This is a genomic window from Pelagibius sp. CAU 1746 (assembly GCF_039839785.1).
Lineage (GTDB): Bacteria > Pseudomonadota > Alphaproteobacteria > Kiloniellales > Kiloniellaceae > Pelagibius.
Genome location: NZ_JBDOQT010000001.1, coordinates 1,245,761 through 1,267,598, shown reverse-complemented (window position 1 = coordinate 1,267,598; position 21,838 = coordinate 1,245,761). Strand labels below are relative to the sequence as shown.

Here is a 21,838-nt window from a genome sequence, read left to right as displayed (position 1 = left end):
CCTGGATGCCCGGGACAAGCCCGAGCATGACGAGAAAACTCAGGCGTCCCGAACGTAGTGCAGCTTGTCGAAGCGGGCGCGTAGGGCCGCCACCTCGGGCGCGAGGGATTCCGGTGCGTCGGTGTTGAGCGCGCGCTTCAGCAGGCCCGCCAGCGCCGCCACGTCGTCCTCGGTGACGCCCCAGCGCACCAGCTCCGGCGTGCCGATCCTGAGACCGTTCATATCGCCCTCAACCGGGTCGAGGGGCAGACCGATGCCGCAGGCGAGGAAGCCCGCCTTGCGCAGCTTCTTGGCGGTCGCCTGGCCGCCGCCCCAGGACGCCGCCGCCAGCGCGAACTGGTGCGACTGCGTGAAGCCCTTGTCCTTGGCGAAGACCGGCAGGCCCTCGGCGTCCAGGGCCGCGGCGAAGGCCCGGGCCACGGAGATCATCTTCGCCGCATAGGCCGCGCCCTGCTCGCGCCAGTCGATCAGCGTGTAGGCCAGGGCCGCCGACTTGGCGGCGTCGAAGTTGGCGGTAAGCCCCGGAAAGGCGATGGCGTCGAGCTTCTCCGCCAGCTCGGCCTCGTTGGTGACGATGAGGCCCCCGGCGGGCCCGCCCAGGCTCTTGTAGGTGCTCATGGTCATGAGGTGGGCGCCCTCGGCCAGCGGGTCGTCCCAGGCGCCGCCGGCGATGATGCCGCACTGGTGGGCGGCGTCGAACAGCAGCTTGGCGCCCACCGAATCGGCGATCTCGCGCACCCGGGCCACCGGATGGGGAAAGAGGTTGAGGCTGCCGCCCAGGGTGAGGAGCTTGGGGCGCACCTCCTGCGCCAGCTTCTTCAGGCCCGCCAGGTCGACGGTGTAACCGTCGGCATCGACCGGCGCCGGGTGGATGGTCAGGCCGTAGAGCCCGGCGCAGCCGGCGGCGTGGTGGGTGACGTGGCCGCCGATGGCCGGCGGCGGCGCGATGATGGCGTCGCCGGGCCGGCAGGTGGCCATGAAGGCGTAGAGGTTCGCCAGCGCGCCCGAGGCGACACGGATCTCCGCATACTTCGCGCGGAAGACCTCGGCGGCCAGCTCGGCGGCGATTACCTCGATCTCCTCGATGGCCTCCAGGCCCATCTCGTACTTGTCGCCGGGATAGCCGAGCGAAGGCCGCGCGCCGAGCCCCGCCGCCAGCACCGCCTCGGCGCGCGGGTTCATCACGTTGGTCGCCGGGTTGAGGTTGAAGCACTCGCGCTCATGGATCGCGCGGTTGCGCTCCACCAGGCCGTCGAGACGCCGGGCGACGTCGCCGGAGGCGGACTGCGCGGTCCGTCCGGCGAGGCTCTGGATGTAGCTCTCGCAAGCTTCCGGCACCCAGGGCCGGTAGGCCAGATTGGTCATGAGATACTCCCTGCTTTGGGTGCAAGGAGAGCATCGTTCGGCCGAGGCAGCAAAGGGGAAATGCGGCGACGGTCACCCCCACCCCAACCCTCCCCCATCAAGGGGGAGGGAGATATTAGGAAGGGCTCGATTCAACGTCCCTCCCCCCTTGATGGGGGGAGGTTAGGAGGGGGGTGGGGCCGCAAACGCCGGGAATGATCCGACTAAGCTTCCGCCCCTACTCCGCCGCTTCCTGGTAGGCCTCGATGGGCGGGCAGGTGCAGACCAGGTGGCGGTCGCCGGCAACGTTGTCGACGCGGCCGACCGGCGGCCAGTATTTGTCGTCCTTGTCGCCGTCCAGCGGGAAGAAGGCCTGCTCCTTGGCATAGGCGCGGTCCCAGTCGGCCAGCAGCAGGTGGTGGGTATGCGGGGCGTGGTGCAGCACGCTGTCCTCCGCGCTCACCTTGCCGGCTTCGACCTCGGCGATCTCTCCGGCGATGGCGATCAAGGCGTCGCAGAAGCGGTCGATCTCGCGCTTGGCCTCGCTCTCCGTCGGTTCGATCATCAAGGTGTCGGCCACCGGGAAGGACATGGTCGGCGCATGGTAGCCGTAGTCGACCAGGCGCTTGGCGACGTCCTCCACGGAGATGCCGCAGCGCCCCTTCAGGTCACGCAGGTCGATGATGCACTCGTGCGCCACCATGCCGTTCTGGCCGGTGTAGAGCACCGGGAAGTGCGGCTGCAGGCGCCGGGCGATGTAGTTGGCGTTGAGGATCGCCACCTGGGTCGCCCGCGTCAGGCCGTCGGCGCCCATCATGGCGATATAGGCCCAGGAAATCGGCAGGATCGAGGCCGAACCCCAGGGCGCCGCCGAGACCGGACCCATGGTCTGCCCCTCGCCCGCCGCCGGGTTCACGCCCTTGACCACCGGATGGTCCGGCAGGAAGGGCGCCAGATGCGACCGCACGCCGATGGGCCCCACGCCGGGGCCGCCGCCGCCGTGCGGGATGCAGAAGGTCTTGTGCAGGTTCATGTGCGACACGTCGGCGCCGATCTCGCCCGGCTTGCAGAGACCGAGCAGGGCGTTGAAGTTGGCGCCGTCCATGTAGACTTGGCCGCCGTTGTCGTGGATGACCTGGCAGATCTCGCGGATCGCCGTCTCGAAGACGCCGTGGGTCGAAGGATAGGTGACCATGAGGGCCGCCAGCTTGTCCTTGTGTTCGCCCGCCTTGGCCTTCAGGTCGGCCACGTCGACGTTGCCCTTCTCGTCGCACTTCACCACCACGACCTTCATGCCGGCCATGGAAGCCGAAGCTGGATTGGTGCCGTGCGCCGAGGAGGGGATGAGGCAGACGTCACGATGCGCCTCGCCGCGGCTCTCGTGATACTTGCGGATAGTCATGAGGCCGGCGTACTCGCCCTGCGAGCCGGCATTGGGCTGCAGCGAGACCGCGTCGAAACCCGTCGCCGCGCAGAGCATGCCCTCCAGCTCGTCGAAGAGCTGGCGATAGCCCTGGACCTGGTCCAGCGGCGCGAAGGGATGGATCTCCGCGAACTCCGGCCAGGTGATGGCCTGCATCTCCGTGGTCGCGTTCAGCTTCATGGTGCAGGAGCCGAGTGGGATCATGGAGCGGTCGAGGGCGATGTCCTTGGCCTGCAGACGGCGCAGGTAGCGCAGCATTTCGGTCTCGCCGTGATAGAGATTGAAGACCGGATGCGTCAGGTAGTCCGACGTCCGCTTCAGCTCCGCCGGGATGCCGTCCTTGGCTTGGCCGTCCAGATCCTCGACCCGCGGCGGCTCGACGCCGAAGCCGGCGAAGGTGTCGAACAGTTTCTGCACGTCCTCGCGCGAGGTCGTTTCGTCCAGCGAGATGCCGATGCGCCCGCTGTCGATGAGGCGCAGGTTGATGCCGGCCTCGCGCGCCTTGGCCAGCAGCACCTCGGCGCGGCCGGGCACCGCCAGGGTCAGGGTGTCGAAGAAGGTGTCGTTCTCCACCTCGATGCCGAGCTGCTTGAGCCCCTGCCAGAGGATGCCGGTCAGGCGCTGCACCCGGCGGGCGATACGCTCCAGCCCGTCGGGGCCGTGGTAGACGGCGAAGAGCGCGGCGATGATCGCCAACAGAACCTGGGCTGTGCAGATGTTGCTGGTCGCCTTCTCGCGGCGGATGTGCTGCTCGCGGGTCTGCAGGGCCATACGCAGCGCGGGGCGCCCGGCGGAATCCACCGAGACGCCGATGAGACGTCCGGGCACCGAGCGCTTGTAGGCGTCCTTGGTGGCGAAGAAAGCGGCGTGCGGGCCGCCGTAGCCCATGGGCACACCGAACCGCTGGGAGGAGCCGACGACGATGTCGGCGCCCAGCTCGCCCGGCGGCGTCGCGACGGTCAGCGCCAGCAGGTCGGCGGCGACCACGGCCAGGGCGTCCTGGGCATGCAGCGCCTCTACGATGGGGCGGATGTCGCGCAGGTCGCCGTAGGTGCCGGGATACTGCAGCAGAGCGCCGAAGACCTGCTTGCCGGCCAGCTCCGTCGCCGGGTCGCCGACGATGATCTCGATATCCAGCGGCCGGGCGCGGGTCTGGATCACCGCCAAGGTCTGCGGATGGCAGTCCTCGGCCACGAAGAAGGTCTCGGATTTCGACTTGGAGACCCGGTGCGCCATGGCCATGGCCTCGGCCGCGGCCGTCGCCTCGTCCAGCAGCGAGGCGTTGGCGATCTCCAGGCCGGTCAAGTCGATGATCATCTGCTGGAAGTTCAGCAGCACCTCCAGGCGGCCTTGGCTGACCTCCGCCTGATAGGGCGTGTAAGCCGTGTACCAGCCCGGATTCTCCAGCACCCGGCGCTGGATGACGCCCGGCAGGAAGGTGCCGTAGTAGCCCATGCCGATCATCGAGGTCATGATCTGGTTGCGGTCGGCCATGGCCCGCAGATAGGCCAGGGTGTCGCGCTCGTTGCGCACCGGCGGCAGGGCCATGGGCCCGCTGCTGCGGATCGAATCCGGCACCGCCTTATCGACCAGGGCGTCCAGGGACTCGAGCCCCAGGCTTTCCAGCATGGCGGCAATCTGCGGCTCGCCGGGTCCGATGTGCCGGCGCACGAAGTCGTCGCGCTTCTCCAATTCGGCCAGGGTCGGCTGCTGTGACGGCTTCTCGTTACTCATGGATCTTCTCCGGTTACACCCTGCACGGAACACTTCCAGCGGCACTCAGGCGCCGAGGAAACCCTTAATCCCCGACGAAAGCCTTGTAGGCGGCCTCGTCCATCAGCGCGGCGACCTGCGACGGATCGCTGAGCTTCATCTTGAAGAACCAGCCCTCGCCCTCGGCATCGCTGTTCACCTTGGCCGGCTCGTCGTTCAGCGCCTCGTTGACCTCCAGCACCTCGCCGTCGGCCGGCGCATAGATCTCGCTGGCGGCCTTCACCGATTCGACCACCGCGGCATCCTTGCCCTTCTCCAGGGCCTTGCCGATTTCCGGCAGCTCGACGAAGACGATGTCACCAAGCTGCTGCTGGGCGTGGTCGCTGATGCCGACGGTCGCGGTGTCGCCGTCGATCTGCATCCATTCGTGGTCTTCGGTGTAACGTTTCTCGCTCATGTCTCTTAAATCCCCCTGTAGCCTGTAAAGGAGTTCAACCTCGGAAGTAGTTGTGTTTCGCGAAGGGCAGCGCCGCCACCTTGCAGGGCAGCGCCTTGCCCCGGACCACGGCCTGCAGCGCAGTTCCTTCCGCCGCCAGATCTGCCGTCACGTAACCCATGGCCACCGGTCCGCCGACCGTCGGCCCGAAGCCGCCGGAGGTGACCTTGCCGACATCCCGGCCCTCGCCGTCCTGCAGAACCGCGCCCTCGCGAATCGGCGCGCGTCCTTCCGGCAGCAGGCCGACACGGCGGCGCGGCGCGCCCTCGGCCAGTTGTTTCTGCACCACGGCGGCACCCGGGAAGCCGCCGCCCTCGCGGCGGCGCTTCTGGATCGCCCAGGTCAGGTCGGCCTCGACCGGTGTGGTGGCGGTATCGATGTCATGGCCGTAGAGGCAAAGTCCGGCCTCCAGGCGCAGCGAATCGCGCGCGCCCAGGCCGATCGGCATGACTTCCTCGGCGGCCAGCAGATGACGCGCCAGGGCGTCGGCGGCCTCGGCGGGCACGGAAATCTCGTAGCCGTCCTCGCCGGTGTAGCCGGAGCGGCTGACGATGCAGGCCGTCCCGTCGATCTCCACCGGCTTGCAGTCCATGAACTTCATGGCCTCGACGCCCGGCGCCAGACGCGCCAGCACCGCGGCCGCCTTGGGCCCCTGCAGCGCCATGAGCGCGCGGTCGGTAAGCTCGGTAAGGGTTACATCGCCCTTCAGGTTCGCCTTCAGATGGGCGATGTCCGCTTCCTTGCAGGCGGCGTTGACCACCAGGAACAGCCAGTCGCCCTGGTTGGAGATCATCAGGTCGTCGAGAATGCCGCCGTCGTCGTTGGTGAAGAAGCTGTAACGCTGGCGCCCCACGGCGAGGCCCGCCAGATCCGCCGGCACCAGGGCCTCCAGCGCGGCGACGCGGTCGGCGCCCGCCAGCTTCAACTGTCCCATGTGGGAAACGTCGAACAGCCCGGCCGAGTCGCGGGTCTGCTTGTGTTCGGCCATGATGCCGGCCGGGTACTGCACCGGAAGGGCATAGCCCGCAAAGGGCACGATCTTGCCGCCCAGTTCCTGATGCAAAGTGAAGAGGGCTGTTTCTTTCTGCCCCGCTGTGCCTGGCTCACCCAAGGCGCGCCTCCTTCGACAAAAGTCATTCCGCCAGCGCCACCCTCGTCGAGGGTAGACCGGCCCCTTCTGTCGTGGATACCTGAGAGATTCATCGGATTGCCGTTGGCAACGGCTGCCGACTTACTCCTTCGGTGAGACTCGCCCGGCCAAAACCCCCGCATGAAACAGGGGGCCGGACGCGACCGCTTTCCAGAAGAGCCTCACCCTTGCGGTCCTTTTGCCTGAGAGTTTCCGGGGCGGTTGCTCCTTCGGCGCCGATTCGCTCGCGCAAACCGGTCTCTCCCGCAGGGGATCAAAGGCAGAAGACGGTCGGCTCGCGGCCGGCCGTCTCGCTGTCGTCAAGAAGCTAGCCCGACCCCGGGGGAATTTCAACTCCCTGCATCGCCGGCCTCCGGCGAAGCGTCCGGCGCACCCCCGCGCGCGGCCTTGCGGGCCGCGTAGCGCTCGATCAGGGCCGTCAGGTCGTCGGGCTGGGTTTCATAGGCGACGCCGCCGGGCAGCAGGTCCACCCAGTCCTGGCGCCGCGCCGCCCAGACGTCGCCCACGGGCGTCAGGCCGGAAGGATCGTCCAGGGTGCCGGGGCGCAGGTTGACCAGGCCCGGGCGGGCGGCAGAGGTGTTGTAGATGCGGCTGCCGCAATCGGCGCAGAAGAAGCTGTCGATGATGCGGCCGCTGTCGGCCTGCCGCGCGAACTTCCTCGGGGTGCCTTGCGTCAGCTCGAAGGCCTCCGCCGGCATGAACATCGAAAGACCGAAGGCGCTGGAGGTTTGCTTCTGGCAGTCGCGGCAGTGGCAGCGGTAGAGCGCCAGCGCCGCCGCCGGCCTGGCCCTGTAGCGGACGGCGCCGCAGGCGCAGCCGCCTTCGCGCCAGGCCTTCTGCTCAGAACTGTCCGCCATGCCGGAACCTCAGTAGTTGGCGCGGTTGTACTCCAGTTCCTCGCGGGTCAGATCCAGGCCGACGTAGATGCGGTAGTCGCCGCCGTCCTCGTCGCCCTGCAGCGTGATGACCTGGCCGATTTCCTCCAGGCCCGAGACCCGCGTGCGGTTGCCGGGGAAGGGAATGGCGATATCGAAGCTCTGGCGCGCCAGAACGGACTGGTCGCTGCGGGCGACGGCCACGAAATAGCTGACGTTGGCCAGGCGGTCGCTGTTGGCCGGGCCGCGCGCGGCGATCACCTGGACCTGCAGGTCGACGTCCAGCACGTTCTCGTCGTATTCGCAGATCAGCCGCCCGGTCTCGATCGAGGCCTCGAAGAGCACGTCGGTCAGATCGCGGCCCTGACCGCTGAATTTCACCTGTCGCGAGGCGTCGCTGAGCACCACCGCCTGGGGGCAGGGCCGGGTTTCCGGCTCGCTGGCGCAGCCGGCCAGCACCAGGCCGGCGGCGAGGCCGAGGAACAGACGCGAGGGGCGGAGAACGTTAAACCGGGAAGAAAAGGCAATCATGGAGGCTCGCTCTATCGCAGGGTCCTGGGTGCGGGTCGGCCGGTCAGAGCCGGGAGTGGCTGCCGTCGCAGAACGGCTGCCTGCCGGTCGCCTTGCAGCCGCAGAAAAACACGACTTTGCTGGCCGGCGCCTCATAGGGGACCGGGGAAAGGCCCGTTCCGGCATGGGAGCCGTCGCAGAAAGGCTGATTCCTGCTGCGCCCGCAGGCACACCAGAAGTACTTCTTTCCGGCCTCGACGGAAACCTTATATGGCTCCTTCTGCGCGGGAATCGGGTCTGCCATGAAGCCTTCCTTCTGTTGGCCTGCTGTATTAGTGTCCGCGGGCGGCGCCGGAGAGCCGCCGGGAAGCGCCATTTTTCGTGCCGGGCGGACTTTACGGAAGCACTAGGCCCGGGACAAGGGGCGCTGACGGGGGAGCCTCCCGGCGCAGGCGCCCGAAACAGGCCTTGCGGCACCGGCTGCAGGCGCTCACCCTAGGCCCTGCGGCTTCGGCGGACCCGAGGCCGGCCGGGCCATACCGCTGGGCCGTTGCCCAGGATCGTTCCAAGGACAGGGACCCCTTTGGATGAGTAAGAAGCCGCTAACCGTTCTTCTGGCCAATCCCCGGGGCTTTTGCGCCGGCGTGGAGCGGGCCATCGAAATCGTCGAGCGCGCGCTGGAGCGCTACGGCGCGCCCGTCTACGTGCGGCACGAAATCGTCCATAACCGCTTCGTGGTCGAGTCGCTGGAGGCCAAGGGCGCCGTCTTCGTCGAGGAACTGGAAGAGGTGCCCGAGGGCGTGCCGGTGATCTTCTCGGCCCACGGCGTGCCCAAGGAGGTGCCCAGCGAGGCCGAGCGGCGCCGTCTCTTCTATCTGGACGCCACCTGCCCGCTGGTCAGCAAAGTCCACCGCGAGGCCGAGCGCCATGCCCGGGTCGGGCGCCAGATCCTGCTGATCGGCCATGCCGGCCACCCGGAGGTCATCGGCACCATGGGACAGGTCGAGGAAGGCGCGATCCTGCTGGTGGAGAACGTGGACGAGGCCGAGAGCGTGCAGGTCGACGACCCGGAGAACCTGGCCTACATCACCCAGACCACCCTGTCGGTCGACGACACCATAGAGATCATCGCCGCCCTGCGGCGGCGCTTCCCGGCCATCGACGGCCCCAAGAAGGAAGACATCTGCTACGCGACGACCAACCGCCAGGAAGCGGTGAAGGCCATTGCCCGCAACTGCGACGCCCTGATGGTCGTCGGAGCGCCGAACTCCTCCAACTCCCAGCGCCTGGTCGAGGTCGCGCGCCGCGAGGGCTGCCCCAAGTCGCTGCTGGTCCAGCGCGCCGCCGACATCGACTGGGAGGCCCTGGGCGAGATTCAGCGGCTGGGACTGACCGCCGGCGCCTCGGCGCCGGAGGTTCTGGTCGAGGAAGTCATCGCGGCTTGCCGCGACCGCTTCGACGTTCAGCTCCAGAACGTCAGCGGCGTGGTCGAGGACGTCACCTTCAAGCTGCCCCGGGAACTGACCGCCAAGACCGCCTCCGCCTGACGCCCGGTACAATCGCCCCCGGAACGCCCTCTTTCCCGACCCTTCCTCCGCAAAGACATGGCCGTCTATACCGAAGTTTCCGCCGAAGAGATCGAGAGCTTCGCCGCCGACTACGGCCTGGGCGAAGTGCTGTCGTTCAAGGGCATCGCCGAAGGGGTGGAGAATTCCAACTACCTGCTGCAGACCGAAAGCGGCAACTACATCCTGACGCTCTACGAGAAGCGCGTGGACGCGGCCGACCTGCCGTTCTTCCTGGGCCTGATGGAACACCTGGCCGGGCGCGGCATCGACTGTCCGGTGCCGCTGCATGGCCGCGACGGCAAGGCCCTGCGCCAGCTCTGCGGACGGCCGGCGGCCCTGATCTCCTTCCTGGAGGGGCTGTGGCCGCGGCGCATCCAAACCTTTCACTGCGCCGCCTTGGGCGGAGCCATGGCGCGGATGCACCTGGCCGGCGCCGACTTCGGGCTGCGGCGCGAGAACGCGCTTTCCGTGACCGGCTGGCGCCCGCTTCTGGAGGCCTGCCAGGACCGCGCCGACGAGGTGCGGCCCGGCCTCGCCGAGGCGCTGGGGCGGGAACTGGACCACCTGGAGACCAACTGGCCCGGCGACCTTCCCGCCGGCGTCATCCACGCCGACCTCTTTCCCGACAACGTCTTCTTCCGCCACGAGAAGCTGACCGGGCTCATCGACTTCTACTTCGCCTGCAACGACTTCTTCGCCTATGACCTGGCGATCTGCCTCAATGCGTGGTGTTTCGAGCAGGACAAGGCCTTCAACGTCACCAAGGCGCGCCTGATGCTGCAGAACTACAGCCGCGAACGGCCCTTCTCCGGGGAAGAGCTGGCGGCCTTGCCGCTGCTGGCGCGCGGCTCGGCCCTGCGCTTCCTGCTGACCCGGCTCTACGACTGGCTGAACCACCCCGAGGGTGCCTTCGTGAAACCCAAGGACCCCATGGAGTACTGGCACAAGTTGAAATTCCATCAGGAAGTCCGCGGCCCCGGCGCCTACGGACTGGATCTTTGATGCCCGGCGCTTCGGCAAAGCGGGTGGAAATCTTCACCGACGGCGCCTGCTCGGGCAACCCCGGCCCCGGCGGCTGGGGCGCCGTTCTGCGCTACGACAGCGTGGAGAAGGAGTTGAGCGGCGGCGACAAGTCGACCACCAACAACCGCATGGAGATGATGGCGGCGATCCAGGCCCTGGAAGCCCTGAAGCGCCCCTCGGCGGTCGACTTGCACACCGACAGCACCTACCTGCGCGACGGCATCACCAAGTGGATCCACGGCTGGAAGCGCAACGGCTGGAAGACGGCGGCGAAGAAGCCGGTGAAGAACGTCGATCTCTGGCAGCGCCTGGAAAAGGCGCTGGAACGCCACGACGTGGCTTGGCACTGGGTCAAGGGCCACGCCGGCCATCCCGAGAACGAACGCGCCGACGCCCTGGCCCGCGCCGGCGTGGACAGCGTGCGCTGAACGGAAAACGGCCGCTCCCCGGATGGTAGGGAAGCGGCCGTTCGACCTTTCGCCGGAAGCGCGCGTTACAGCGCGGCCAGGACGGCCTCGGCGCTGGAGACCTCGAAAGCGCCGGGCTCTTCGACATTCAGCGTCTTCACCACACCGTCATCGACGACCATGGCAAAGCGCTGGGCGCGAATGCCCAGGCCGACGCCGGTGGCGTCCAGCTCCAGCCCCAGGGCCTTGGCGAAGTCGCCGTTGCCGTCGGCCAGCAACTGAACCTTGTCGCCGACATTCTGATCCTTGCCCCAGGCGTCCATGACGAAGGCATCGTTCACCGACATGCAGACGATGCTGTCGACGCCCTTGCCCTTGAAGTCGCCTGCCTTGTCGACAAACCCCGGCAGGTGCTTGGCCGAGCAGGTCGGGGTGAAAGCGCCCGGCAGGGAGAAAAGCACCACCTTCTTGCCGTTGAAAATCTCGTCGGTGGTGATCGTCTGGATGCCGTCGTCGGTCTTGTAGCGCAGGGTCGCGCTGGGAATGCGGTCGCCAACCTGAATCGTCATGGTGAGATGTCCCCTGAAATTTCCGCCCCCTACCCAGTCGGGGGAGCTCTGTCTCTCGGATAGCGGGGCCGGAGGCCCCTCTTTAGACTACCGGCGCCGGAGCCTCCGGCACCGGTCAGAAACATAGAGCGGCACCGGTGCTATTCCAAGGCTTGCGGGGCGCGGGCGGCGGTTTCGGCGCTGCGAACCTGCCTGAAGGCCGCCGCGACCGCCTCCTGGCTCAGCAGTTCCGGCAGAGCCAACCCTTCCGGCGCGCCGGGACCGTAGACGGCATTGAAGGGAATGCCGTAGCGCCCGAACCCGGCCAGGTAGTCCGAAATGGCCTCGCTCGGCAGGGTCCAATCGCCGCGCATCCGCACCACGGAGGGGTCGGTCAGCAGGGCGGTGATGCCGTCGCTGTCCAGCACCAGCTTCTTGTTCACCTGACAGGTGATGCACCAGTCGGCGGTAACGTCGACGAAAACCACCCGCCCCTCGGCCACCAGCCCCGGGATGGCGGCCGCATCCAGCGCCCGCCAGGCAGGGTCGCCGGCAGTCGCCTGCCGCGGCGCGGGCCCGTCCGGAAGACCGCCGCCGAGTCCCGCCGGCAGCGCGAAGGCGGCCAAGGCCAGCACGGCCGCCAGTGCCGAGGTCGCGAGACCGTTGCGCGGCGACAGCTTCCGGCCCTGCCACAGCACCAGGCCCAGGCCGAGCAGCAGCCCGCCGGTCAGCGCCGCCGCCGGCAGGCCGACCTGGGCGGCCAGCACGCTGAGCAGCCACACCGCGGTGGCCGCCAGCAGCAGCCCCAGGATGCGGCGCAGGGTCACCATCCAGTGACCCGGGCGCGGCAGCCAGGACACCAGCCGCGGCGCGGCGGCGACCAGCAGGTAAGGCAGCGCCAGGCCGAGGCCGAGGGCGGTGAAGATGAGGTAGATCTCCAGCGCCCCGCGCGACAGGGCGAAGCCGACGGAAGTGCCGAGGAAGGGCGCCGAGCAGGGCGTCGCCAGCAGGGTTGCCAGAACACCGGTGGCGAAGTTGCCCAAAAGGCTGCGGTCCGCGCCCTCACCCGTCCCTTTCGCGGCCAGGCGGCCGACGAAGCCGGGGAGCGGCACCTCGAAGAAGCCCAGCAGATTGCAGGCGAAGAGCGTCATGACGAGGGCCAGGGCGCTGAGGAACAGCGGCTGCTGGAACTGGATACCCCAGCCGACCGCCAGGCCGGCCGCCTTCAGCCCGACCAGCAGGCTGGCCAGCACCAGGAAGGAGAAGACGACGCCCGCCGCCGAGGCCAGGAAGCTGAGGCGTACGGCGCCGCCTTCGCGCCCGCCCTGCTGCACCACCGAGAGCAGCTTGATGGAGAGCACCGGCAGCACGCAGGGCATCAAGTTGAGGATCAGGCCGCCGAGCAGGGCCAGACCCAGGAGGCCGGCCAGGGTCGCGAAATCGGGCGCCGGAGGCACGGGCGGCGTCTGAAACCGGGCCACGGCCTCTTTTTCGATGCCGCGCAGCCCGTCGGTCACGGTCACGGTGACGGACTTGCCCTCCAGCACCCTGTCGGGCAGCACGGTGGTGGCCGCGACGTTCAGCGTCGCCTGCCTGCCGCCGTCGCTGAGGCTCACCTCCGGCACGCCGAAGACGAAGCCCGGCGGGCCCTCGACCAGCAGGTCCGGCGCCTGGAAGGGCTGCTCCGAGCGCACGGTCACCTGCAGCAGCGGCCGTTCCAGCGACCCGCGCAGCGCCACGTTGGTGATGCCCAGCCCGCGCTCGGCGCCCAGGCCCGGCACCTGGCCGCGGAAGCTCTCGATGAGGAAGGCCTGCGGCGCGCGCGCGCCGTCGCCGGCCGGCAGATCGAGGCTGAGGTCGGCCGTATAGGGAATGCAGATGTCTTCGCAGAGCAGGTAGTCGACCTTGGCGCGCAGCTTCAGCGCCTCGCCCGGGCGCTCGGCGACAGCCCGGACCGGCAGCACGATCTGGTCGCCATAGCCGAAGGTCTCCAGTCCGAAGAGGGAGAAGCGGTGCGGCACCGGCCAGGCGATCTCCGCCTGTTTCAGGTTCTCGGAACCGCTCCAGTCGGCCCGCGGCGGCAGCCCGGCGTCGCCCGGCGTGCGCCAGTAGATCTTCCAGCCCGGCTGCAGGTCGAACTCCAGGCCCAGATCGACGGCCGCGCCGGCCAGCGACTGCTGGGCGCTGATCAGGCGCAGGCGGCCCTGCTCCTCCTCGGCCCAGCCGCTGGCCGCGCCGAAGCCGCTCTGGGGCACCAGGGGCAGCGCCGCCAGGGCGAGGAAGCCGGCAGCAAAGACATTATGTTTCAAGCGCTTAAGCAAAAATCGCTTCCATGGAAGAAAGGACCCGACCTCCGGCATATAGACGGCTGCGGCAGGAATATCCAGCCCCGCCCCCCGCGGTTTCACGACATCGTGTGAGGCCACTATACCCCCTGTCGCCCGCCGGAAAGCCCCGGTCTCCCGCGGCACGATGCCGCCGGCTGCCGGGCATCCGAAAAAACACCGCCGCAGCCATTGTGGGGACCGCGCCGGACCGCTAGATTCCTAGATCATGCAGGACGAAGAATATCTGACCGGCAAGCTGCTGATCGCCATGCCCGGGATGCGCGATTCCCGCTTTGCGCGCAGCGTCATCTACGTCTGCGCCCACCACCCCGAAGGCGCCATGGGGCTGGTCATCAACCGCCTGGTTGGGGCCATCACCTTCCCCGACCTGCTGGCCCAGCTCGGCATCGGCCCGCCGACCATCGACGAGGAAATCCGCGTGCACTTCGGCGGCCCGGTGGAATCGGGGCGCGGCTTCGTGCTGCATTCCGGCGAGTACCGCCAGGACAGCACCCTGCAGGTGGACGACGCCGTGGCCCTGACGGCGACGGTGGACATCCTGCGCGACATTGCCAACGGCCAGGGCCCGCGCCGCAGCCTGCTGGCGCTGGGTTATGCCGGCTGGGGGCCGGGGCAGCTCGATTCCGAGATCCAGGCCAACGGCTGGCTGCACGTCGCCCCCGACGAGGACTTGGTCTTCGACGAGTCCCTGGACAACAAGTGGGAACGCGCCATCGCCAAGCTGGGCGTCGACGTCTCCATGCTCTCCGGCGACGCCGGCCACGCCTGAAGACCGTCGCGGCTTCCCCTGCCCGCGGTCACACCAGCGGCACGTAGTCGTACTCTCCGACGCCTTGAAGGATGAGGATCGTCATGGAGCCGGACCCGGCATTGGTGACCAGATGGGGCCGCTTCGGCGGCACGACGTAGCTCTCTCCGGGCCCCAGCACGACCGCTTCCTTGGGATCCTGGAGAAACAGCCGAAGCGTTCCCTCGACGACGTAGAAGGTGTCGCTGATGTTCGTGTGTCTGTGCCAAGGCACGCTCTGCGCCGGCGCCAACTGCAGCTCGCTGATCCTGAAGCCCGGTCGTTGCAGGTGGTATTGCCGGCGCTCGACCTCGTAGAGGTGGCTGGCGTCCTTGAACGCCTCGGGCTCGCGTGCGGCCATGGGGACACCTTCCTTCTTCGCCAACCCGCCCGACCGAGAGGGCGGCGTTTGTTAGCCAGAGCCTATAACCTGGGGTCGTCGCGCAGCATTTCAAACAGCAGGTGGTCCTGCCACTTGCCGTTGATGCGCAGGTACTGGCGGGCGTAGCCCTCCTGCCGGAAGCCGACCTTCAGCAGCAGGCTGCGGCTGGCGTCGTTCTGCGGCAGGCAGGCGGCCTCCACCCGGTGCAGGGCCAGTTCCTCGAAAGAGAACTCGATGACGGCGCAGACCGCCTCGGTCATGAAGCCCTGCCGGGCGAAACGCTCGCCGATCCAGTAGCCCAGGCTGGCCGCCTGGGCGACGCCGCGGCGTACGTTGGAGAGGGTGATGCCGCCCATGAGGACGTTGTCGGAAAGGCGGTGGACCAGAAAACTGAAGCCGGTGCCCTGGCGCCATTCCTGGTTATAGGCGCGCAGGCGGCGGCGGAAGGCATGACGGCCCAGGGCGTCGTGCGGCCAGGTCGGCTCCCAGGGCGTCAGGAAATCGCGGCTCTGCTCGCGCAGAGCCGCCCAGGCCTTCCAATCGCTCATGCGCGGCGGCACCAGGTAGACGCGCGTCCCTTCGAGACGGATGGCCTGCGGACTTTCACCCCGGAAGACGGTGAACAGCATGGCCCGCCCCCGTCCCTCAGCCGAAGCGCGCGGCAATCCCCTCGGCGCTTTCCAGGTGCGCCAGGGGGCCGATGGCGGTGACGGTGGGGCGGCTGGTCAGCAGGCGCCCGGCGACGCGCGCCATATCATCGCGCCCGACCGCGGCGATCTTCTCCAACACCTCGTCCAGCGGCTGCGGGCGGCCGTAGATCAGGATCTGCTGCGCCAACTGCTCGGCGCGCGAGCTGGAACGCTCGCGGCTCATCAGCAGGGACGCGCGCACCTGGGCGCGGGCGCGCTCCACCTCTTCCTGGGATACGCCCTCGGTCAGCTTCGCCAGCTCGCCGCAGACCACGGGAACCAGCTCCGCGACCTCGCGGCCGCCGGTGCCGGCGTAGAGACCGAAGATGCCGCCGTCGACGAAAGCGGAATGGAAGGAATAGATCGAGTAAACCAGGCCGCGCTTCTCGCGCACCTCCTGGAACAGCCGCGAGGACATGCCGCCGCCGAACAGCATGGAGAGCAGGTTCATGGCGTAGTAATCGTCGTCCAGGTAGCCGACGCCGTCGAAGCCGAGCAGCAGGTGGACCTGCTCCAGGTCGCGCTCCTCGCGGCGGTCGCCGCCGCGGTAGTCGGCGGGATCGGTCGCGCCGTTGCTCTGGAAGCCCTCGTGGGTGAAGGCCCCGGCCACCAGGTCGACGAAGCGGTCGTGCTCGACCCGGCCGGCGGCGGCCACCACCGTCTGCTGCGGGCCGTAGTGGCCGCGCAGATAGTCCCAGAGAGAATCGCGCTTGAGGGCGCTGACCGTGCGGCTTTCGCCCAGCACCGGGCGGCCGACCGCCTGGTCCGGATAGGCGGTTTCCTGGAAGTGGTCGAAGACGATGTCGTCGGGCGTGTCGTAGGCCTGACCGATCTCCTGCAGCACCACCGCGCGCTCGCGCTCCAGTTCCTCCTCCAGAAAGGTGGAGTGCTGCAGGATGTCGGCGATGATGTCGAGGGCCAGGGGCGCATCCTCGGACAGCACCTTGGCGTAGAAGGCGGTGTTCTCGCGGCTGGTGTAGGCGTTGAGGTGGCCGCCCACGGCCTCGATCTCCACTGCGATGTCCTGGGCCGAGCGGCGCGCGGTGCCCTTGAACACCATGTGCTCCAGCAGATGGGCGATGCCGTTCAGCTCCGCGGTCTCGTGGCGCGTGCCGGCGCCGACCCAGGCGCCCAGCGAAACCGTCGCCGCGCCCGGCATGGAGTCGGTGGCGACCGTGAGGCCGGAGGGCAGCCGCGTGACCTGAACGCTCATGCGGCGCCTTTCTGTCGTTGGGGAGGATCCTGCCGCTGGCTGCGGATGTAGTCCTGCAGAGCGACGAGATCGTTCGGCAGGGCCACGCAGCGTTCCTCGCGGCCGTAGAGATCGGTCAGGCGCGGCGGCAGTGCCGGACGCAGGCCCGAGGCCGCCTCCACCGCGTCGGGGAACTTCGCCGGATGGGCGGTCGCCAGGGCGACCACGGCGGCGATTTCCGGCCGTGCCTCGGCGCGTGCGGCCGCCGTGGCGATGGCCGTGTGCGGGTCCAGCAGCTCGCCGCAGGTTTCGAGCCGCGCGGCGATCTCCGCCGAGGTCTGGTCGTCATCGAAGCGCTGGGCGTCGAAGAGACGGCGCAGGCGCTGAAGCTGCGCAGGACTGACGGCGAACTCGCCGGACTGGCGGAAGCTCTGCATGACGCGGCGCACCTGGGCGCCGTCGCCGTCCAGCACGTCGTACAGCAGGCGCTCGAAGTTGGAGGAGACCTGGATGTCCATTGACGGCGAGATGGTCGGGCTCACGCCCGTGATCTTCATGCTGCCGCTTTCGAAGAAGCGGGTCAGGATGTCGTTCTTGTTGGAGCCGACGATGAGCTGGGCCACCGGCAGGCCCATGCGCCCGGCTGCGTAGGCGGCGAAGACGTTGCCGAAATTGCCGCTCGGCACCGCGAAGGCCACGGCGCGATCGGGCGCACCCAGGGCGACCCCGGCGACGAAGTAGTAGACGATCTGGGCCATGATGCGCGCCCAGTTGATCGAGTTCACCGCCGAGAGGTTCATGTCGTCGCGGAAGGCGAGGTCGTTGAACATGGCCTTCACCTGGTCCTGGCAGTCGTCGAAGGTGCCTTCCAGGGCGATGTTGTAGACGTTGGGCGCCAGCACCGTGGTCATCTGACGGCGCTGCACCTCGGACACGCGGCCCTTGGGGTGCAGCATGAAGACGTCGATCTGGTCGCGGTCGCGGCAGGCCTCGATGGCCGCCGAGCCGGTGTCGCCGGAGGTGGCGCCGACGATGGTGACGCGCTCGCCGCGCTCGGCCAGCACGTGATCGAAGAGACGGCCCAAGAGCTGCAGGGCGTAATCCTTGAAGGCCAGCGTCGGTCCGTGGAACAGCTCCATGAGCCAAGTGCGCTCGTCGAGCTGCTTCAAGGGAGCGACGGCGGCGTGGTCGAAACCGGCGTAGGTCTGCTGCAGGATGCCCTTCAGGTCGCCGTCGGAGATGACGCCGTCGACGAAGGGCTTGATCACCGCGAAAGCGACCTCGGCGTAGGGCCGGCCGGCAAAGCCGCGGATCTCCTGAGCGGAGAACTCCGGCCAGCTTGCGGGCAGGTAAAGCCCTCCGTCGCGGGCCAGCCCGGTCAGCAGGACCTCGTCAAAGGAGAGCTCCGGGGCCTCGCCCCGGGTGGAAACGTACTTCATCGCCAGCGGTCCATGGATTCCCTTCGCGGAAAGGCTAATCTAGACACGGCGAAGGGGGTGCCGCAACCCGCGGCACCCGCCTCCCGTCCTTGGACCGGCCCCCGGAAAGCGCCCGGGAGAAACCAGGTTAACCTTTGCATCGCACGCAGGCGGCCGGCTCTCTCCCGCGGCTTGGCCTGCGCCTCGGCCTGCCCGGGCCTGCCCGCAGCGCGGCGGTCAGTCGACCGGGCCGCCGGCGGCGTCGGTCCCTCGACCGCTGTCGCGGTCCGGGGTGCCACGGTCGGGCGTATCGCGGCCGCCGTCCGGGGTGTCGCGTCCACGGTCCGGCGTATCGCGTTCACGGTCGTCCTGCTGGCTCTCGGCGAGGCTGGCCGCCGAGGAGGGACGCAGCACATCGTCCCCGCAGCTGACGCTGACCTGATCGAAGGCGGAGATCACCTCGTTGGGCGCCACGACCTTGACCCGGAAGCTCTGCTCCAGCAGGCCCCTGGAGGGGTCTTCGGCCGGCGCGGCGCCGAACAGGCGTTCGAAGAATCCGGGTTCGGACTCGGCCTCGGCGGCCAGGCGCGCCGGATTATCGAACTTCACCAGCGAGGGATCGGTTTCGCCGTCCTCGAGCTTCGCCAGGGCCACCATGTGGCCCACGCGGGCGCCGAAGAGGCCGTCTTCCCGCGCACCGGCGCGGGTCTCGAAGACCTGCGAGGTGCGGCCGTCCAGGGTTTCGATCCGGTAGGACAGGGTCCCCGGCGACCGGGCGCCGAAATCGACCTGCAGCATGAAGGCGCGCGGGCAGGAGCCGGCCATCTTGATCGGCATCACATTGATGCCGGCGGTGGTGGCGGCGAAGGCGTCGCTGCGCGCGGCGAGCTGGGCGGCCATCTGGTCGACGAGGCCCTGCTGGGGCGCCTGATGGTCCGCCTGGGCGGTGCCGGCCATGGAGCCGCTGAGCGCCCCGGCCACGCCGAGGGCCAGAACGGAGGCCCTGAGCCCCCCGAAGGCGCCCATCGAATTTCGGATATCGGTCATCGGTTCTCTCCACTTCCCCTATGGGTTTGTTGCCCATAGGTCGCGGAAAGCCCGGTGCCGGTTCAAACAGGGTCAATGAATCGTAAACGCCGTGGAAAAAATCCACAAATTCAGCTCATTACGGCAGATAACGCGCCTTCAGATGGGCCTCGAAGATCTTCGGGTTCAAGGGCGCGCCGGTGGCCTTCTCGAGGATCTGCTCGAAGCCGGCCGAGGAGGCCTGGGCGTGGACGTGCTCGGCCAGCCAGCCCATCAGCGGCGCGAAGTCGCCCCTGCCGAGGGCCTCGGGGATCTCCGGGCGGGCCTTCCTGGCGGCGGCGAAGAGCTGGGCCGCGGTCATGGCCCCCAGGGTGTAGGTCGGGAAGTAGCCCCAGGCGCCGTCGTACCAGTGGATGTCCTGCAGGCAGCCCAGGCGGTCCTCCGGCGGGGTCACGCCGAGGAGTTCCTGCATGCCCTTGTTCCACTCGCCGGGCAGGGCCTCCAGCTCCATCTCCCCGGCGATCAGCGCCTTTTCCAGGCGGTAGCGCAGGATGACGTGGGCCGGGTAGGTGACCTCGTCGGCGTCGACGCGGATGAAGTCCGGCTTCACATTGTTGTAGTGGCGCAGCAGGTTGTCGGCCTCCCAGGCCGGGCCCGAGCCGCCGAAGGCCTCGCGCGCCAGCGGCGCCAGGAATTCCACGAACTCCCGGCTGCGGCAGGCCTGCATCTCGACCATGAGGGACTGGCTCTCGTGCATGGCCATGCCGCGCGCCTCGCCCACCGGCTGCAGGCGCCACTCGGCGGGCAGCCCGCGCTCGTACATGGCATGGCCGGTTTCGTGCAGCACGCCCATGAGGGCGGTCATGAAGTCGTCCTCGTTGTAGCGGGTGGTGATGCGCACGTCGTCGGGCACGCCGCCGCAGAAGGGGTGCAGGGAGACGTCGAGGCGCCCGTGCTCGAAGTCGAAGCCGACGGCGGCCATGAGCTTGCGGGCCAGCGCCTCCTGCTTTGCGACCGGGAAGGGCCCTTCCAGGGGCAAGGCCGCCGGCTGCGCGGCCTGGCGGTCCAGCACGTCGGAGAGGAAGCCCGGCAGGAAGGCCGCCAGGTCGGCGAAGACCGCGTCGATGCGCGCCGACTTGCCGCCGGGCTCGTATTCGTCCAGCAGGGCGTCGTAGAGCGAGCAACCGAGGCGCTCGGCCTTGGCCGCCGCGGCCTGGCGGGTCAGGTTCAGCACCTCCTTCAGGGCCGGCAGCACGGTGGCGAAGTCGGACTTGGGCCTCGCCTTCCGCCAGATCATCTCGCAGCGCTTGCAGGCCTTGGAGAGCGCTTCCACCAGGTCGCTCTCCAGGGCGGTGGCGTGCAGCCAGCGCCGCCGCATCTCCGCCAGGTTCGCCTGGGTCCAGCTATCCAGGCCCTTGGCCTCCGCCGAGGCCTTGTCGAAGAGCTCGTCCAGGTTGGGGTCGGTCAGGATCTCGTGGCAGACGACGCTGAGGGTCGCCAGCTGCTCGGTGCGCGCCTCGGCGCCGCCGGCCGGCATCATCGCCGACATGTCCCAGCCCAGCACGCCCGCCGCCTCCTGCAGGGCGTGCAGGCGCTTGAATTTCTTGGACAGTTCGTCGTAAGCGGTCATGCGAGATCGTTCCTAGCTTCAGACAAAGCCACGCATTCTAGGTGGCACGCCGGCAGGTCCACATCAAGATACCGCCGCGCTCAGGCCTCGGGGGAAGTCTCGTCCTCGCGGCGGTAGTGGAAGAGGACGTAGATCACCGCCAGGATGACGGCGAAGGAATACCAGGTGATGGCGTATTCCAGGTGGTCGTTCTTCAGCCGGATGCGGGTCTGGCCGCCGATCGGCAGGCCGCCGGGGATATCGGAGGCCACGGCGTCGGCATAGACCGCGGTGATGATCGGCCGGTCCACGTAGTCCGCCATGACCGGCAGGTCGGGCCAGAAGTAGAAGCGCTCTTCAGGATCGTTGGGCGGCTTGGCGAACTCCAGGCCTTTCCAGCCGTCGCTTCGCAGCAGGGCCGAGATTTCGACCTCGCCCTGAAGCTGACCTTCGGCCCGGGCCGCCGGATCGCGCTTGTCCTCCGGCACCCAGCCTCGGTTGATCAGGATGGCGCGGCCGTCGTCCAGCGCGAAGGGCGTCACCACGTTGAGGCCGACCCGCCCGTTCTCGGTGCGGGCGCCCAGGTAGAACTCCTGGCCGTGGAGGAAACGGCCCTTCAGGTTGACGCGGGTGAATTCCAGGGCCTCGATATCGGAAAAATCGTCCGGAAGCTGGATGCCCGGCGGCTGCGAGCGCTCGTGGCGCTTGGCGATCTCGCCTTCCTTCCAGAACAGACGCTGCATCTGCCAGGTGCCGAGGCCCAGCAGGATGGCGAGGGCCAGAACGGTGAAGACGGTGGCCCAGAGGGTCGGCCGGAAATGCCGCTTCCCCCCGCCGCCGTTGAAACTTTCAGGTGCGCTCATTTGTCGTCTTCGCTGTGGTCGCCCTCGGAGTAGTCGAGGGTGCCGCTGTCGCTGGCGTGGTGACGGAACTGCTGAGCCACCAGGAAACCCTTCATGGGGCGCAGCAGGGCCAGGGCGACGATCACCACCGGCAGCGGCCAGAGAACGATATGGACCCACCAGGGCGGCTCGAAGGAGAACTCCACCCAGAACACCAGGGGCATGAAGATCAGCCCGAGGAAGAAGATGACGAAGACCGCGGGGCCGTCGCCGGCGTCCTGCTTGCGCAGGTCCAGACCGCAGACGTTGCAGCGCTCGGCGATGCTGAGGACGCCGGAGAAGAGCCGTCCCTTGCCGCAGCGCGGGCAGCGGCACAAGAGGCCGGTGAGGACCACCGAGGGCGGTTCCGGCGGCAGGTCCGGATGGGAATGGGGCGCCGTCACGACGGCGCCCCTTCGACTTCCCTGCCGGGGCGCGTGGCCCCGCGG

21 protein-coding genes and 1 riboswitch are annotated in these 21,838 nt (G+C 68.5%); of the genes, 4 read left to right on the top strand and 17 right to left on the bottom strand.

All coding sequences use genetic code 11. The annotated features are described in order from the left end of the window. Window positions 1–39: 39 nt before the first annotated feature. The 7 genes from glyA to AAFN88_RS06060 form a co-directional block, all read right to left on the bottom strand. Complete coding sequence (gene glyA, locus AAFN88_RS06090; protein ID WP_347519044.1) at window positions 40–1,365, bottom strand: aminotransferase class I/II-fold pyridoxal phosphate-dependent enzyme; 1,326 nt, start codon at window positions 1,363–1,365, stop codon at window positions 40–42. A gap of 217 nt (window positions 1,366–1,582) precedes the next feature. Next, window positions 1,583–4,501: an aminomethyl-transferring glycine dehydrogenase gene (gene gcvP, locus AAFN88_RS06085; RefSeq protein WP_347519043.1), complete on the bottom strand. Its 2,919-nt coding sequence runs from the start codon at window positions 4,499–4,501 to the stop codon at window positions 1,583–1,585. A 64-nt stretch (window positions 4,502–4,565) separates the two neighbouring features. Then, window positions 4,566–4,937: a glycine cleavage system protein GcvH gene (gcvH, locus tag AAFN88_RS06080; RefSeq protein ID WP_347519041.1), complete on the bottom strand. Its 372-nt coding sequence runs from the start codon at window positions 4,935–4,937 to the stop codon at window positions 4,566–4,568. Between the two features lie 34 nt (window positions 4,938–4,971). After that, window positions 4,972–6,087 carry a glycine cleavage system aminomethyltransferase GcvT gene (gene gcvT, locus AAFN88_RS06075; protein ID WP_347519040.1) on the bottom strand — a complete coding sequence of 372 codons (1,116 nt, stop codon included), beginning with the start codon at window positions 6,085–6,087 and terminating at the stop codon, window positions 4,972–4,974. Between the two features lie 199 nt (window positions 6,088–6,286). After that, window positions 6,287–6,382, bottom strand: a riboswitch (glycine riboswitch). Window positions 6,383–6,455: 73 nt separating this feature from the next. Beyond that, on the bottom strand, window positions 6,456–6,983 hold the full coding sequence (locus AAFN88_RS06070) for a GFA family protein (protein WP_347519038.1): 528 nt from the start codon (window positions 6,981–6,983) through the stop codon (window positions 6,456–6,458). A gap of 9 nt (window positions 6,984–6,992) precedes the next feature. Beyond that, on the bottom strand, window positions 6,993–7,532 hold the full coding sequence (locus tag AAFN88_RS06065; protein ID WP_347519036.1) for a hypothetical protein: 540 nt from the start codon (window positions 7,530–7,532) through the stop codon (window positions 6,993–6,995). Window positions 7,533–7,575: 43 nt separating this feature from the next. Next, a complete protein-coding gene (locus AAFN88_RS06060) occupies window positions 7,576–7,815 on the bottom strand; it encodes a CDGSH iron-sulfur domain-containing protein (RefSeq protein ID WP_347519033.1) in 240 nt (79 codons plus the stop codon). A gap of 283 nt (window positions 7,816–8,098) precedes the next feature. On the opposite strand from AAFN88_RS06060, the gene ispH reads away from it, so the two are divergent. Genes ispH through rnhA form a run of 3 tightly spaced genes read left to right on the top strand, consistent with a single transcriptional unit; the run spans window position 8,099 to window position 10,530 of the window. Beyond that, a complete protein-coding gene (gene ispH, locus AAFN88_RS06055; RefSeq protein ID WP_347519031.1) occupies window positions 8,099–9,058 on the top strand; it encodes a 4-hydroxy-3-methylbut-2-enyl diphosphate reductase in 960 nt (319 codons plus the stop codon). A gap of 57 nt (window positions 9,059–9,115) precedes the next feature. Further along, window positions 9,116–10,081, top strand: a complete 966-nt coding sequence (locus AAFN88_RS06050) for a homoserine kinase (protein ID WP_347519029.1) — start codon at window positions 9,116–9,118, stop codon at window positions 10,079–10,081. After that, a complete protein-coding gene (rnhA, locus tag AAFN88_RS06045; RefSeq protein ID WP_347519028.1) occupies window positions 10,081–10,530 on the top strand; it encodes a ribonuclease HI in 450 nt (149 codons plus the stop codon). The genes AAFN88_RS06050 and rnhA overlap by 1 nt, the downstream gene beginning before the upstream one ends. Window positions 10,531–10,595: 65 nt before the next feature. On the opposite strand, the gene AAFN88_RS06040 is transcribed toward rnhA, so the two are convergent. Continuing rightward, entirely contained in the window at window positions 10,596–11,078 is a 483-nt protein-coding gene (locus AAFN88_RS06040; protein WP_347519026.1) for a peroxiredoxin, read from the bottom strand. 140 nt (window positions 11,079–11,218) lie between these two features. Then, window positions 11,219–13,366 (bottom strand): protein-disulfide reductase DsbD domain-containing protein, encoded by a 2,148-nt coding sequence (locus tag AAFN88_RS06035; RefSeq protein WP_347519024.1) that lies wholly within the window; start codon window positions 13,364–13,366, stop codon window positions 11,219–11,221. Between the two features lie 244 nt (window positions 13,367–13,610). Between AAFN88_RS06035 and AAFN88_RS06030 the strand changes: the two genes are divergently transcribed. After that, the gene (locus tag AAFN88_RS06030; RefSeq protein ID WP_347519022.1) at window positions 13,611–14,174 is read left to right on the top strand and encodes a YqgE/AlgH family protein; all 564 of its coding nucleotides are present in this window, start codon (window positions 13,611–13,613) and stop codon (window positions 14,172–14,174) included. A gap of 28 nt (window positions 14,175–14,202) precedes the next feature. On the opposite strand, the gene AAFN88_RS06025 is transcribed toward AAFN88_RS06030, so the two are convergent. The 8 genes from AAFN88_RS06025 to AAFN88_RS05990 all read right to left on the bottom strand — a co-directional run bounded on the left by AAFN88_RS06025 (window position 14,203) and on the right by AAFN88_RS05990 (window position 21,793). Further along, on the bottom strand, window positions 14,203–14,553 hold the full coding sequence (locus AAFN88_RS06025; protein WP_347519020.1) for a cupin domain-containing protein: 351 nt from the start codon (window positions 14,551–14,553) through the stop codon (window positions 14,203–14,205). Window positions 14,554–14,615: 62 nt separating this feature from the next. Next, window positions 14,616–15,203: a GNAT family protein gene (locus AAFN88_RS06020; RefSeq protein ID WP_347519018.1), complete on the bottom strand. Its 588-nt coding sequence runs from the start codon at window positions 15,201–15,203 to the stop codon at window positions 14,616–14,618. Between the two features lie 16 nt (window positions 15,204–15,219). Further along, entirely contained in the window at window positions 15,220–16,476 is a 1,257-nt protein-coding gene (locus tag AAFN88_RS06015; RefSeq protein WP_347519016.1) for a pitrilysin family protein, read from the bottom strand. Further along, entirely contained in the window at window positions 16,473–17,894 is a 1,422-nt protein-coding gene (gene thrC, locus AAFN88_RS06010) for a threonine synthase (RefSeq protein ID WP_347519014.1), read from the bottom strand. The genes AAFN88_RS06015 and thrC overlap by 4 nt, the downstream gene beginning before the upstream one ends. A 216-nt stretch (window positions 17,895–18,110) precedes the next feature. Beyond that, complete coding sequence (locus AAFN88_RS06005; RefSeq protein ID WP_347519011.1) at window positions 18,111–18,920, bottom strand: hypothetical protein; 810 nt, start codon at window positions 18,918–18,920, stop codon at window positions 18,111–18,113. A gap of 118 nt (window positions 18,921–19,038) precedes the next feature. After that, a complete protein-coding gene (locus AAFN88_RS06000) occupies window positions 19,039–20,529 on the bottom strand; it encodes a carboxypeptidase M32 (RefSeq protein WP_347519010.1) in 1,491 nt (496 codons plus the stop codon). Window positions 20,530–20,609: 80 nt separating this feature from the next. Further along, window positions 20,610–21,371: an SURF1 family protein gene (locus AAFN88_RS05995; protein ID WP_347519009.1), complete on the bottom strand. Its 762-nt coding sequence runs from the start codon at window positions 21,369–21,371 to the stop codon at window positions 20,610–20,612. Continuing rightward, on the bottom strand, window positions 21,368–21,793 hold the full coding sequence (locus AAFN88_RS05990) for a DUF983 domain-containing protein (RefSeq protein WP_347519007.1): 426 nt from the start codon (window positions 21,791–21,793) through the stop codon (window positions 21,368–21,370). The genes AAFN88_RS05995 and AAFN88_RS05990 overlap by 4 nt, the downstream gene beginning before the upstream one ends. Window positions 21,794–21,838: the final 45 nt, after the last annotated feature.